The following is a 13,750-nucleotide window of genomic DNA, read 5'->3' as shown; positions in this document are numbered from 1 at the left end:
CACCACGGTGCGCCTCGAAGACGGCGCAGGGTTGCTGACCTGGGACGACGTCCTCGCCACGGCCCTTCTGCAGGTCGCCTCGCGCCCTCACCCGCCGTCGAGGTCCTTGCCGAAGGTCCGGGTCATCGGGTCGTCGGCCCAGGCGTAGGCGGTGGCCGGCTGCCAGCCCTCGCGCTCGTAGAGGGCGATCGCCTCGGGCTGCAGGGTCCCGGTGACGAGGCGGAGCCCACGGAGCCCGCGGGCGCGGGCCGCCTCCTGCGCCGCCGCGAGCAGCGCCGTCGCGACCCCCCGGCGGCGGGCGGACGCGGGTACGAAGAGCCGCTTCAGCTCGCCGACGCCCGGGCCGGCGGCGAGCAGCGGCGCGACCACCGCGCAGCCCAGCGGCTCCGCGTCGTGCCCCACCGCGAGGAGGTGGACCACGTCGGCGGGCTCCGGCGTCGCGGCGCCCTCGGGCGGCTCGAGCGACCCGTCGCCGTACCGGCGCAGCAGCTCCGCCTCCGCGGCGCGCACCAGGGCCACGTGCCGGGGGTCGCCAGGCGGGACGACGACCACGGCGACGGCCCCTCGAGCGGGAGCGGCCTCAGCCACCGGCGAAGGGCGGCAGCACGTCCACGACGGGCAGCGGCGCCGAGGGGTCCTGCGGGGCCGGGGCGAGCGGCTCGTCGGGCCCCGCCGCCACCTCGTCGACCAGGACGGTGGCCACCTCGAGGACCGGGCCCAGGGCGGGGTGACGGCGCGCGAGCGCGCGGCGGAGGTCGTCGACGACGGGGACGGCCCCGGCCTCGCCGGCCAGCACGTCGACGACGTCCTCCTCCGTCCCGGCGGCGGCCGCGGCGCCCGCGAACAGGCGCACGCGCAGCCGGACGCCGTCACGGACCACCCGGTCCGCGCCGTCCGTCACCACGGCGACGGGGCCGGTCACGTCCACCCTCAGCCGCCGATCGCGCTCATGGAGCGGGACGGACGGGCGAACCCGCTCGTCGTCAGCGGCTCGGCCTCGCCGATGCCGTGCGCGGGGGCCTTGCCCCACATGGCGGCACGCCAGACGTCGGCGACCTCGTCGTCGGGGGCACCGCCGCGCAGCAGCCCGCGCAGGTCGGTCTCCGAGGTGGAGAACAGGCAGCTGCGGACCTGGCCGTCGGCCGTCAGCCGGGTGCGGTCGCACGCCTCGCAGAAGGGGCGGGTCACCGAGGCGATCACCCCCACCCGACCGAGGGGCGCCGACGCCGGGTCGGCCCCGCGGGGGCGGACGCGGTAGGTCTGGGCCGGGGCCCCGCCGCGCGTCGCCGGGTCGTCGGCCTCCAGGTCGTAGGCGGCGCGCAGGCTGCCCAGCACGTCGTCGGCCGTCACCAGGCCGTCGCGGGACCAGGCCCCCTGGGCGTCGATCGGCATCTGCTCGATGACCCGCAGCTCGTAGCCGTGCGCCAGGGCCCAGGCGAGGAGGTCCGGCGCCTCGTCGTCGTTGACGCCGGGCATCAGCACCGCGTTCACCTTGACCGGCCCGATCCCCGCCTCCGCCGCCGCCGCGACGCCGCGCAGCACGTCGGCGTGGCGGTCGCGGTGGGTGATGGCGGCGAAGCGCTCGGGCCGCAGGGTGTCGAGGGAGACGTTGACGCGGCGGAGCCCGGCGGCGGCCAGGCCGGCGGCGCGCCGGTCCAGGCCGAGGGCGTTGGTCGTCATGGACGCCTCGACGGGCGACCCGTCCGCCGTGCGCAGGGCCGTCGTCGCGGCGACGACCCGCTCCAGGCCCCGGCGCAGGAGCGGCTCGCCGCCGGTGTAGCGGACCTCGCGGACGCCGAGCCGCTCGACGGCGAGCCGGACGAGGCGCACCACCTCGTCGTCGGTGAGCAGCTCGTCGTCGGGCATCCAGTCGAGGCCCTCGGGCGGCATGCAGTAGCCGCAGCGCAGGGTGCAGCGGTCGGTGAGCGAGACACGCAGGTCGACCGCGGTGCGGCCGGAGGGGTCGAGCAGCCCCGGGGCGGCAGGCCGGCCGGCGGTCGCCGCGGCGACGGCCGCCGGGTCCGTCGCGTCCCGAGGGGCCCGGCGCACTCCGGGCAGGCCCAGGGCGACGGCGCCCCGGGGGGCGGTCGGTGCTGTCGCGGCGCTCATCGCCCCCAGGGTACGTCGCAGCCACGAGCCGGCCCCTGGCGCCGGGACCGCCCTGCGCCGCCGGAGCCGCCCCTCGCGCGCGGCGGGGCAGGCGCGGCGGGGCCGGCGCGGTGGGGGGGGGGGGGGGAGGGGGGGGGGGGGGGGGGGGGGGGGGGGGGGGGGTGGGGGGGGGGGTGGGGGGGGTCGGATCTTACCCTTCCCCCCCCCCCGCCGCCCTCACAGCGCGAACATCCGCGCGTTGCGCTCCTCCACCTCCGCGTAGGAGGTGCCCGCGGCGGCGAGCGCCCCGTTGACCTGGTCCAGCGAGGCGCGCACGCGCTCCTGCGTGCCGCGCCAGTCGGCGACGACCGCCTGGAACTGGCTCGACGCCTGGCCCTTCCAGCTGCCCTGGAGGTCCAGGAGCGAGCGCATCATGCGGTCGACCTCCGTGGCGAGGGCGGCAGAGCTCGCCCGCACCGCCGCGCTCGCCTGCTGGACCTGTGCGCTGTCGACCTCGAACCTGCTCACGCCACGCCTCCTCGTCGGCGGCACCCCGTCGGTCCCGCGTGCCGGGGACGCTAGGTCGCCGCGGCGCCGCCCCGTGGCCGTCGTCCACAGGCCCGCGCCGCCCTCGCGGCAGCGGGCGCCTGTGGACGCACGTCACCCCGGTCGGGGCGGGGCCCGGCCGGGGTGACGTGGTCAGGGAGACGCGCGGTGACGTCCGAGGGGGCGGCGCGAGGTGCCGCCGCGCTCAGCCGTCGGCGCGCGTGCCGAGGGTGGCCGAGACGGTGGACTGCTGGCCGTCGCGGACGACGGTGAGCTGGACGGTCGTCCCGGGCGCGCGCTCGCGGAGCTGCGCCGTGAGGGACTCGGCGCCCTCGACGGGCTGGCCGTCGACGGCGGTCACGGCGTCACCGGACCGCAGGCCCGCGTCGGCGGCGGGCGTGCCGGCGGTGACGTCCTGGATGCCGGCGGCGAGCCGCGTCGTCCCGTCGGCCGTCGCCGTCGTGTCCGTGAGCGTCACCCCGAGCCAGGCGTGGTCGGCCGTGCCGCTCGAGATGAGCTCCTTCGCGATGCGGCTGGCCTCGTTCGACGGGATCGCGAAGCCGAGCCCGATCGAGCCCGAGGTGCCGCCGCTCGCGGAGCCGGTGCTCGCGATCGAGGAGTTGATCCCGACGACCGCGCCGTTCGCGTCGACGAGCGCGCCGCCGGAGTTCCCGGGGTTGATCGCGGCGTCGGTCTGGATGGCGTTCGTGACGACCTGCTCCGCCGGGGCCTGCTGCTGCGGCGCGAACCCGAACGGCAGCTGCTGCTGGCTCTGGTCCTGCGCGGTCTCCTGCGTCGTCGTGACCGGTCGGTCGAGCGCGGACACGATGCCCGTGGTGACGGTGTCGGACAGGCCCAGCGGGTTGCCGATCGCCATGACGGGCTGGCCGACCGTGACGGCCGAGGAGTCCCCGAGCGTCGCGGGCGTGAGGTCGGCCGGCGGGTCGGTGATCTGGATGACCGCGAGGTCGGTGGCGGCGTCCTCGCCCACGACCTTCACCTGGTCGTACACGCGGCCGTCGGGCAGCACCACGCGCATCTGCGCGTCGGCGCCCGCGCCGTTGACGACGTGGTAGTTCGTGAGGACGTGGCCCTGGTCGTCGAGGACGACGCCGGACCCCTCGCCCGCCGCCGACGAGCTCTGCACCTGGATGGCGACGACGCTCGGGGCGACGCTCTTCGAGACGGCCTGCCAGTCCACCGCCCCGGTCGTCGCCGTGGCGCCCGACGAGCCGCTCGACCCGGAGGTGCTCGAGCTCGACGAGGGCGCCAGCGCCGACGCCGTCGGCGTGGTGTCGCGGGTCAGCGCGTCGACCCCCACGGCGGCGGCACCGCCGACGAGGGCGGCGACGACGCCGACGGCCACCAGGGCGCCCCAGCCGGGGCGGCGCGAGCGGGAGGGCCGGGGCGAGGCGCCGCCGCCGGCGGGGGGCTCGGGGGGCGGGATGGCCCCGCCGTACCAGGCCGGCCCGGTCGTCTGCTGCCCGCGCTCGTCGGCCGGCGCGGCCCACGGGTCCGAGGGCCAGGGGCCGCCCTGGCCGGCCGCACCCTCGTGGGGGGCGCCGGCGGGCCGGCCCTCGTAGCGGCCCTCGTACCGGCCCTGGGCCGGGGGGCCGGCCGGGTGGTGGGACGGGGTGTCGGCGCCCGGGGCGCCCCAGGGGCCGCTGTGGTCGCGGGGCTGGGGGTGGGTCTGCTGGCTCACGATGTCCTCCTGCGCGTGGCGCGTGCCCGGGAGTCCCCCGAGCGACACGAGCAGTGGACACCCCGGACGTGCGTGCACCCCGGGCGCAGCCTGGACGTTCCCTATGAACGCCGGGGCGGTACGCCGTGCCCCCGTCCGACCGCCGTCAGCGCTCCGCGTCGGGGGGTCGCCCCCACGACGACGGCGCGGCCGGGTCGTCGTCCTCGCCGGGCGCCGGGTCGTCGTCGAAGGGCTCGTCCTGCTCGTCCGGCGAGGGCTCGGCGACGGGCAGGGCCACCTCGACCGTCGTGCCGCCGCCCGGCGTCGGGACCACGCGGGCCGCACCCCCGTGCGCCGCCACGATGGCGGCCACGATGGCCAGCCCGAGGCCGCTCCCGCCGCCGGTGCCGCGCGTGCGCGAGGTGTCGGAGCGGTAGAAGCGCTCGAAGACGCGCTCGGCGTCCTCCGGCGGGATGCCGGCGCCGTGGTCGACGACCTGCCACGTCGCCCAGGCGCCGCCCTCGTGCCGCCGGACGCCGACGCCGACCTCGAGCGGCGTGCCCGCCGGGGTGTGCCGGACGGCGTTGCCCACGAGGTTCGTCAGCACCTGGCGCAGTCGCGCGTCGTCGCCGGTCACCGGCGCGGGCGAGGGGGCCGGGGCGCCGTCGAGGCCGACGAGGCGGGTCGTCCGGTCGGGGGCCAGCGCGGCGAGGTCGTGCACGGCGTCGCCCGCGACGACGAGCAGGTCGACCGGGTCGTGCCGCATCGGCCGCTGCTCGTCGAGCCGCGTCAGCGCGAGCAGGTCCTCCACGAGGCCCCCGAGCCGTGCCGACTCCGTCTCGATCCGCCCGAAGGCCGCGCCGACCTGCTCCTGCTCGCGGACGGCACCCTGGCGGTGCAGCTCGGCGAAGCCGCGGATGGTCGCGAGCGGCGTGCGCAGCTCGTGGCTGGCGTCGGCCACGAAGCGGCGCATGCGCGCCTCGGAGGCCTCCCGCGCCGCCAGTGACGTCTCGACGCGGTCCAGCATGACGTTGAAGGTGCTGCCCAGGCGGCCCACCTCCGTGCCGGGCCAGGCGTCCGGAACCCGACGGCTGGAGTCCCCGGCGCCGTACGCGACGGCGACCTCCTCGACCTCGCGCAGCGGGCGTAGGGACCGTCGGACGGCCACGCGCCCCGCGAGCGCGGCGAGCACCAGGACGACGAGCGCCACGAGCCAGAACAGGGCCCCGACCCGCGCGACGGCCGAGTCGACCTGGTCGAGGGGGTAGGCGATGGACAGGACGACGGGTGCGCCGGTGCGCCGGACGCTCGCGGTGGCGGAGACCACGCGCCAGGTGTCGCCGTCCTCGCTGGTGGCGCTGTAGGGCTCGCCTGCGAGCGCCTCGGCCTCCTCGAAGGTCGTCGTGACCTCCGGGGCCGGCTCGTCACCGGCCGTGGTGGCCTGGACGAAGCTCCCGTCCGCGGCGGTGAGGACGAACGCGTAGTCGGTGGGCAACGACGCCGCCCCGCCCTGGCGCTGCAGGAGGTCGACCACTCCACCGGGCGAGTTCGCCTGCGTCCGCAGCTGTTCGTCGACGTTGCCCACGAGCACCCCGCGCAGCAGCGTCGTCGTCGCCGCGCCCGTGACGAGCAGGGCCAGGAGGAGCAGGACGCCGACGAGCACGACGAGCTTGGTGCTGAGCGGGAACTGGTCGGCCCACCGGGCGGCCGGCGGCCGGCGGGCGACCCCGTCGGCGTCCGCGACCGTCTGCGGCGGCGCCGCGGGCAGGCGCCGACGCACCCCCGCGGGCAGGCGCGCGGTCAGCTGCTCGTAGCGGGCCGGGCTCACGCCGCCTCGGGGGGCAGGCGCAGGACGTAGCCGACACCCCGCTTGGTGTGGATGAGCGGCGGTACGGGACGCCCGTCGAGGCCGTTGCCCGTGTCGACCTTGCGCCGCAGGTAGGAGATGTAGGACTCGACGATCCCCGCCTCGCCGTTGAAGTCGTAGTTCCAGACGTGGTCGAGGATCTGCGACTTCGACAGCACCCGGTTCGGGTTGAGCATCAGGTAGCGCAGCAGCTTGAACTCCGTGGGGGACAGCTCGACGTCGCGCCCGCCGCGCCGGACCTCGTGGCTGTCCTCGTCCATCTCCAGGTCGTGGAAGACGAGGTGGCCCGGCGCCGAGGCGGCCCCGCCCCCCGTCCGCCGCAGGATGGCGCGGATGCGGGCGACGACCTCCTCCAGGCTGAAGGGCTTCGTCACGTAGTCGTCGCCGCCGACGGTGAGGCCCTGCACGCGGTCGGCGAGCTCGTCCTTCGCCGTGAGGAAGAGGACGGGGGTGTCGCGGCCCCGCTCGCGCAGCCGGCGCGTCACGGCGAACCCGTCGAGGTCCGGCATCATCACGTCCAGGACCAGCAGGTCCGGGCGCACCCGCTCGGCCTGGCGCAGCGCCTCGTGGCCGTCCTGCGCGGTGTGCACCTCGAAGCCGGCGAAGCGCAGCGACGTGGAAAGCAGCTCGCGGATGTTGGGCTCGTCGTCGACGACGAGGAGCCGTGCCTCGGCTGGGGCGGCGTTCATGGGCGTCAGTGTGCTCTCCCGCGCTGGCCCTCGCCTGGCCCTCGCCTGGGCGGGTCCTGGGCGCGGGCTGTCGACGGCGGACGCGCGCGGACGTCGAGGAGCGACACGTCCGCGCCCGGCGACGTCAGCGGGCTAGAGGGCCGCGCACACCATCGCCGGGACGGCGCCGCGGCTGAGCGTGTCGCGCCAGGTGCAGCGGACGACGTCGTGGCCGAGCGCGACGAGGGCGTTGGTTCGCCAGCGGTCGCGGTACACGGCGTCGGGGGAGGAGTGCGGCTCCTCGCCGTCGGCTTCCAGGAGCAGCAGGCCCGGGCGGGAGGAGCGGCGGCGGAACACCATGTCCGCGCGGGCGAGCAGGACGCCGTGCTCGTCGCGCACGTCGACCTGGAGGTCGTCCGGCGGGACGCCGCCCTCGTGGCACCGCAGCCTCGCCCGGCTCTCGAGCGGGGTCTCGGCACGGGCGTCGACGAGGTCGAAGAGGTCCATGACGCCGCGGGCACCCGGGCGACCGGCGCAGAGGGCACGGGCGAGCGCCAGCTCCTCGGACGTCCCCGAGCGCAGGAGTGCGTCGAGGACAGCCAGGGCGTCGGGTCGGTCCAGGTGCAGGACGAGGTCCGCGGCCGTGCGCGCCCGGCAGGTGACGAGGAGGCCGCCGAGGTCGACGACTGCCCCGTCGGGACGGACCAGGGGTGGACGGCGAGGGTGCGACCGCCCACCTGGACCTCTCGGTGGCACGCGACGTGCAGCCGGCCGTCCCGCGGGCCGGTGGGGAGGTCCAGCAGCCCGCCCGCCGTCCGCGCGACGACGACGGCGCCGGGCACGGAGAGCTGCGCAGACCTCGCCCAGGAGCGCTGCGGCTCTCCGCCCGTGCGCCAGGGCTCGACGAGCGCCGACCGAGCGACCACGCAGACGCCGCGGCCGACGCTGCGGACGACGACGTCGGGCGCCGTTCCGGTGGACGACGCAGCCGTGACACGTCACGAGCGCGGACTTCGAGGGCCGACACCGGGCGTGCCGGCCCTTGAAGTCCGCGCCCGGCGCGGGCGACCGGGCGTGTCCGCCCTCGACGTCGGCGCTGGACCGTCAGGCGCCCTCGGCCTCCAGGGAGCCGGAGAGGACGTCGTCGCCGTCGAGGATGCGGTAGGCGTACCCCTGCTCGGCGAGGAAGCGCTGCCGGTGAGCGGCGAAGTCCTGGTCGAGGGTGTCCCGCGACACGACGGTGTAGAAGCGCGCCGTCCGCCCGTCGCCCTTGGGGCGCAGCAGGCGGCCGAGGCGCTGGGCCTCCTCCTGGCGCGAGCCGAACGACCCGCTCACCTGCACCGCGACGCTGGCCTCGGGCAGGTCGATGGAGAAGTTGGCCACCTTGGACACGACGAGGACGTGGATCTCCCCCTCGCGGAAGGCCTGGAAGAGCCGCTGGCGCTCCGCCACGGACGTCTCGCCCTTGATGACGGGCGCGCCGAGGCGCTCGCCCAGGTCGTCGAGCTGGTCGATGTACTGGCCGATGACGAGCACCTGCTCGCCCGTGGACGCCGCGACGACGCGCTCGACGACGCGGGTCTTGGACTCCGTCGTCGCGCACAGCCGGTAGCGGGCGTCCGGCTCGGCCGTCGCGTAGAGCAGGCGCTCGCTGTCGGGCAGGGTCACGCGGACCTCGACGCAGTCGGCGGGGGCGATGTAGCCCTGCTGCTCGATGTCCTTCCACGGCGCGTCGTAGCGCTTGGGCCCGATGAGGGAGAAGACCTCTCCCTCGCGGCCGTCCTCGCGCACGAGCGTGGCGGTCAGCCCGAGACGGCGGCGGGCCTGCAGGTCGGCCGTCATCCGGAAGATCGGCGCCGGCAGGAGGTGGACCTCGTCGTAGACGATGAGGCCCCAGTCGCGGGCGTCGAGCAGCTCCAGGTGCGGGTAGACGCCCTTCCGGCGCGTCGTCAGCACCTGGTAGGTCGCGATGGTGACGGGCCGGACCTCCTTGCGGGTGCCCGAGTACTCGCCGATCTCGTCCTCGGTGAGCGACGTGCGCCGCAGCAGCTCCTCCTTCCACTGCCGCGCCGAGACGGTGTTCGTCACGAGGATGAGCGTCGTCGCGCGCGCCTTGGCCATCGCCCCCGCCCCGACGAGCGTCTTGCCCGCGCCGCAGGGGAGCACGACGACGCCGGACCCGCCGTCCCAGAACCCGTCGACGGCCTGCTGCTGGTAGGGCCGCAGCTGCCAGGAGCTGGTGTCGAGGTCGATGGGATGCGCCTCGCCGTCGACGTACCCGGCGAGGTCCTCGGCCGGCCAGCCGAGCTTGAGCAGCACCTGCTTGAGGTTGCCGCGCTCGCTGGGGTGGACGGCGACCGTCGCCTCGTCGATGCGCTCGCCGACGAGCGGGGCGACCTTCTTGCTGCGCAGGACCTCCTCCAGGACCGGGACGTCGGTCGCGTGCAGGACCAGCCCGTGCCCGGGGGAGTCGACGAGCTGCAGGCGCCCGTACCGGTCCATCGTGTCGGCGACGTCGACGAGCAGCGCGTGCGGCACGGGGTAGCGCGAGTGCGCGAGCAGGACGTCGACGACCTGCTCGGCGTCGTGCCCCGCGGCGCGCGCGTTCCAGAGCCCCAGGGGCGTCAGCCGGTAGGTGTGGACGTGCTCGGGAGCGCGCTCGAGCTCGGCGAAGGGGGCGATGGCCTTGCGGCAGGCCGGCGCGTCGGGGTGGTCGACCTCCAGCAGCAGGGTCTTGTCGCTCTGGACGATGAGGGGTCCGTCGCTCACGCGGGGTCCTTCCGGGGCGGGGTGCGCAGGCAGCACCCCGGCGGGGAGGGCGGGGAGCACGGCCTGCTGCGTCTGGCAGTCGCCAACCGCGCACCGCGTCCCGGGCTTCCCGCGGCCCGAGGGGGCGACGGCCTCACGTGCCCGGAAGGCCGGGGACGAGGGCGCCGGACAGCAGGCCGGGGAGGACGCCGAGGACGACGATCCCGCCGAGCAGCAGCAGGAACAGGCCGCCCACGGTGATCGCGACGACGAGGAGCCACCCGAGCCGGGTGAGGCGCTCGGCGCGCTCGAGGTCCCGGGAGGCCGCCGTGGCGGCCACGATCGCGAGCACGAGGCCCGGCACCGCGGGGACGGTCAGGACCGTCGTCAGCAGGGCGAGCGCGGACAGGACCAGCAGCACGACCGTCGACGTCGGGACCGGGCCGCCGCCGGGCGCGTAGGCGGGTCCGCCCGGGGGGACGGAGGAGTGCGCCGGGGGGACCGGTCGGGGCGGCGCCGTCCAGGACGGTGCCCCGGCGTCCGACCACGGCCCCTCCTCCGGCGGCGCACCCCCGGCGTAGCGCCCGGGCCCCGGCCGGCCCTGCGGCGGCGCCCACGAGGGCGGTCCGCCGTCCGACCACGGCTGGTCGCCGGGCCACGGCCGGTCGCCGGGCGACGGCGTCGCGCCGGGCCACGGGCTGCCCGGCCTGGGGGCGTCGGCGACGCCCGCAGGGGCGGGGCGCGACCCGCCGCGCGGCGGCGGGGCCGAGGTCGGGCCGTACGGGTAGGCGGCGGTCGGACGGCCGGGCGCCGGCGACGACCCGCCGCCACCCGGGGCGCTGCCGGAGGGTCGCTCCTCGCCGGGGCGCCCCGCCGGCGCGCCGTGCGGGACGGACCCGTCGTCGGGCCCGTGCTGGTCGGGCCGGGGCTGGTCGGGCCCGTGCTGGTCGGGCCGGGGCCGGTCCGGTGGGCGCTCGCTCACGTGCTCCTCCTCGCTGGTCCGCCGCGCCGCCACGGGGGCAGCCCGGGCGTGCTCCTGCGCGAGGACGCTACTGCTCGCAGCGGCCGTGGAGCCGGCTCGGCGGACCGCGGGGACGGTGGCTCAGCCGGGCGCCGTCCCGGTGACCCGGTGGACCGAGAGCGTGCGCTCGGCGCCGCTCGTGAGGTCGCGGACGCTGATGCGACCGCCCTCGACACCGAGCGGCAGCGCGTGCACGCGGCTGGGGCCGCCCGCCGTGTCGACGTAGCCGACCCACAGGGGACGGCGGTCGGTCGCCGCGCGGCGAAGCTCGGACAGGGAGACGGCCGGGTCCGCGGGCGGCACGAGCGGGGCGCCGGCCGGTGGGGGCGGGGCCGACGCGACGGCCTCGTCCCCGGCGCGCAGCGCGGCGACGAGGCTGGCGGCGACCTCCACGCCCGGCGGCGTCTGCCCGGGGGACGGGCGCGGCGGCCGGCGCGGCGGGGTCCGGCGGACGACGGGGCGGTCCAGGACGAGGCTGCCGTCGGCGGACTCGGCCGCGGGCGCCAGCCCGAGCGAGCGGACGACGCGCAGCACCTCCGAGGGGTCGGCGGTCGCGACGAGCACCGTGGGAGCCAGCCGGCGCAGCCCGAGCCCGGCGGTGCGGCGTTCCGCGAGGAGCTCGGCGAGCGCGGCCTCGTCGTCGCTGCGCAGGTAGGCACCGGCCGAGCCGACGCGCACGCGGCCGTGGCGGCGGGCCACGTCCCGGACGAGGTACTCCAGCGGCTGCGGCACGGGCGTCGGGCTGACCCGGCCGAGGAAGGCGAGGACGTCGTCGGCGGTGCGCCCGGCGTCCAGCGCCCGGCGCACCGTCCCCCCGTCGAAGCGGTAGACCGTCGCCCCGCCGCGGGACTCGACGTCCGCCGCCAGCTCCAGCTCCACCTCGACGTCGCGCTCCAGCGGCCCGGGGGCGACGGCCGTGAGGTCGGCCTGCAGGAGGACCTCCGACACCGGCGCGGGCAGCGCGGCGTCCAGGACGGCGGCCGCGGCGGCGCGGCGGCGGGCGCCGTCCTCCTCCTCGTCGGGGACGGCGACGCCGCCCGCGTCGCCAACGAGGGCGCGGGCGGCGCCGGCCAGGGAGCCCGAGGCGAGCAGGCCCAGCCACGAGGCCTCCTCGAGGAGGGTCGCCAGCAGCCGCGCGTCCCGCGCGGGTGCCCAGCGCGGTCGGCGCCACGCCAGGCGCGCGGCGAGGTCGTCGGGACCGGCGCCCTCGCCGTCCGGTACCTCCGCGACCGCGTCGAGCAGGAGCGCGCGGACGACGGGGGCCTGCGGCCGCACGAGCGCGTCCGAGAGCGCGGCCACGGCGCTGCCGCGGTCGTCCCGGTCGCCGACGAGGGAGGGCAGGCGCGGCACCTGCAGCCAGGCCGAGGCCAGCGCGGCCCACCGCTCGCCGGTGCTGCCGTCGGCCCAGTCGTCGTAGCGGGGCGTCGGCGCCCACGCGGGGTCGGCCTCGCCGTCCTGGGCGACGAGGCCGGTGGCGGCGGCGAGCTCGACGACGAGCGCCGCCGTCGGCGCGTCGACCTCCAGCTCGGCGGCGACCCGGCCGAGCTCGCGGACGCCGAGGCCGCCGGCGCGGAGCACGGGGGCCGGGCGGGCGCCCCAGACCCGGCCGAGGCGGTCGACGAGGCGGACCGCCTCGGCGGCGGCACCGCTCGCGAGTCCGTCGCGGCGGGCGGCGGGCACCGCGCGCGTCGGCACCGGCGGCGGCGCGAGCGCCACCGGCCGTGCGTGCACGCGGCCCTCGCGCAGCGCCAGGCCCACCTCGCGGGGCAGGACGACGCGGCTGTCGCCGACCGGGACGAGCAGGGCCCGGGCGAGCAGCCAGTCCAGCGGGGCGACGTCGCCGACCTCCCGGGCGACGTCGACGTCCCGGCGTGCCCGGGAGACCTGGCCGAGCGGCCCGTCCGCGTCCAGCCGCTCGAGCAGGCCCCGGGTGCCCTCGGGGGCGTCGGCCAGCAGCGCGTCGAGGGCGGCCGGCTCCGCGAGACGCGCGGTCGTGCCCGTGACGCCCTCGGCGCTCGGCACCTCCATCAGCCGGCCGAGGGCCTCGGCGCGCGCCCGCACCGGCGGGGAGGAGTCGAGGAGGTCCGCCAGCGAGGGCCCGAGGCCGGCGGGGTGGGGCCCCAGCGCGTCGGCGAGGACGCCGACGGGGTGGTGCTCGACGGTGGTGCCCCACAGCAGCCCGAGCTCGCGCTGCCGGCCGAGGACGTCGCGGGTCCGGGTCTGCGGCAGACCGCACGCCGCGGCGACGTCGGGCGTGCGCGTCGCACCCGCGCCACGGGCGGCCAGGACGACGACGGCGGCGAGGACGTCGAGCTCGGGGCGGCTGCGGGCGTCGACCGCGCGCTGGACGCTGTGCCGGGTGCTCGCTCGTACGGCGAGGTTGCCGGTGTCGGCGGGCACGGGCGCCGCCAGGTCGGGGCGGGAGCGCAGGAGCGCGACGAGCGCGGCGTCGTCACGGCCGCGGAGGTCGTCGGCGAGGCTGCGCGGCCCGGAGCCCCGCCCGGAGGGGCGCGACGACGAGCCGCTGCGGGCGGGCGGCGGCGGAGGCATCCGCACCACGCTAGGCGAGGCGGGCGCGGGGGGCAGCGGGGCGCCGACGCGCGGACGCGCGGACGCGCGGACGCCGCTCGGACGCGGAGGCCCGGCGGCCGCGCCGTCNCCGCTGCGGGCGGGCGGCGGCGGAGGCATCCGCACCACGCTAGGCGAGGCGGGCGCGGGGGGCAGCGGGGCGCCGACGCGCGGACGCGCGGACGCGCGGACGCCGCTCGGACGCGGAGGCCCGGCGGCCGCGCCGTCGCGCCGCCTCGGGAGGAGGGCGACCCCGGACGCACCGGCGGCCCGGCCCGAGCGGGTGCTCGGACCGGGCCGCCGGTGGTGCGGCCGCTCGGGGCCGCGGGTCGGTCGGTGCTCAGTCGAGGGCGACGACCGTGATGACCGAGGAGCCCTCGTACCGGACCGCGCCGAGGTAGCGCGTGCCCTCGGTGAGGCCGTCCCAGGACACGGTCAGCGGCCGCGGGAAGGACTGACGGTTCACCTGCGGGTCGGGGGACGCCGACGCGTTGCCCTCCGGCCCGGCGACGAGGAACTGGTCGAGCGTGTACGCCCCGCCCGTGCTCGCCGTCGAGTACCCG

12 protein-coding genes are annotated in these 13,750 nt (G+C 78.2%); all 12 read right to left on the bottom strand.

Annotated features, from left to right (window positions below):
* Window positions 1-87: 87 nt before the first annotated feature.
* Window positions 88-588, bottom strand: a complete 501-nt coding sequence (locus WDZ17_RS13210; RefSeq protein WP_339575633.1) for a GNAT family N-acetyltransferase — start codon at window positions 586-588, stop codon at window positions 88-90.
* Entirely contained in the window at window positions 581-922 is a 342-nt protein-coding gene (locus WDZ17_RS13205) for a MoaD/ThiS family protein (protein ID WP_339575632.1), read from the bottom strand. The genes WDZ17_RS13210 and WDZ17_RS13205 overlap by 8 nt, the downstream gene beginning before the upstream one ends.
* A gap of 8 nt (window positions 923-930) precedes the next feature.
* Window positions 931-2,109, bottom strand: a complete 1,179-nt coding sequence (gene moaA, locus WDZ17_RS13200) for a GTP 3',8-cyclase MoaA (protein WP_339575631.1) — start codon at window positions 2,107-2,109, stop codon at window positions 931-933.
* 216 nt (window positions 2,110-2,325) lie between these two features.
* Window positions 2,326-2,616 (bottom strand): WXG100 family type VII secretion target, encoded by a 291-nt coding sequence (locus WDZ17_RS13195; RefSeq protein ID WP_339575630.1) that lies wholly within the window; start codon window positions 2,614-2,616, stop codon window positions 2,326-2,328.
* Window positions 2,617-2,839: 223 nt separating this feature from the next.
* A complete protein-coding gene (locus WDZ17_RS13190; RefSeq protein WP_339575629.1) occupies window positions 2,840-4,336 on the bottom strand; it encodes a S1C family serine protease in 1,497 nt (498 codons plus the stop codon).
* A 145-nt stretch (window positions 4,337-4,481) separates the two neighbouring features.
* Window positions 4,482-6,143, bottom strand: coding sequence for a sensor histidine kinase (locus WDZ17_RS13185; protein WP_339575628.1), 1,662 nt, complete (start codon window positions 6,141-6,143; stop codon window positions 4,482-4,484).
* The gene (locus tag WDZ17_RS13180) at window positions 6,140-6,871 is read right to left on the bottom strand and encodes a response regulator transcription factor (protein ID WP_339575627.1); all 732 of its coding nucleotides are present in this window, start codon (window positions 6,869-6,871) and stop codon (window positions 6,140-6,142) included. Before WDZ17_RS13180 ends, WDZ17_RS13185 begins: the two co-directional genes overlap by 4 nt.
* Window positions 6,872-7,003: 132 nt before the next feature.
* Window positions 7,004-7,606 carry a putative endonuclease domain-containing protein gene (locus WDZ17_RS13175; RefSeq protein WP_339575626.1) on the bottom strand — a complete coding sequence of 201 codons (603 nt, stop codon included), beginning with the start codon at window positions 7,604-7,606 and terminating at the stop codon, window positions 7,004-7,006.
* A gap of 348 nt (window positions 7,607-7,954) precedes the next feature.
* The gene (locus WDZ17_RS13170) at window positions 7,955-9,619 is read right to left on the bottom strand and encodes a DNA repair helicase XPB (RefSeq protein ID WP_339575625.1); all 1,665 of its coding nucleotides are present in this window, start codon (window positions 9,617-9,619) and stop codon (window positions 7,955-7,957) included.
* Between the two features lie 133 nt (window positions 9,620-9,752).
* Window positions 9,753-10,580, bottom strand: coding sequence for a hypothetical protein (locus WDZ17_RS13165; protein ID WP_339575624.1), 828 nt, complete (start codon window positions 10,578-10,580; stop codon window positions 9,753-9,755).
* A 120-nt stretch (window positions 10,581-10,700) separates the two neighbouring features.
* Window positions 10,701-13,169 (bottom strand): helicase-associated domain-containing protein, encoded by a 2,469-nt coding sequence (locus WDZ17_RS13160; protein WP_339575623.1) that lies wholly within the window; start codon window positions 13,167-13,169, stop codon window positions 10,701-10,703.
* A 358-nt stretch (window positions 13,170-13,527) separates the two neighbouring features.
* A partial coding sequence (locus WDZ17_RS13155) for a hypothetical protein (protein WP_339575622.1) occupies window positions 13,528-13,750 on the bottom strand: 223 nt, incomplete at its 5' end.

It is taken from the genome of Pseudokineococcus basanitobsidens, from assembly GCF_037482545.1.
GTDB lineage: Bacteria > Actinomycetota > Actinomycetes > Actinomycetales > Quadrisphaeraceae > Pseudokineococcus > Pseudokineococcus basanitobsidens.
This window is presented reverse-complemented; position numbering and strand designations above follow the sequence as displayed.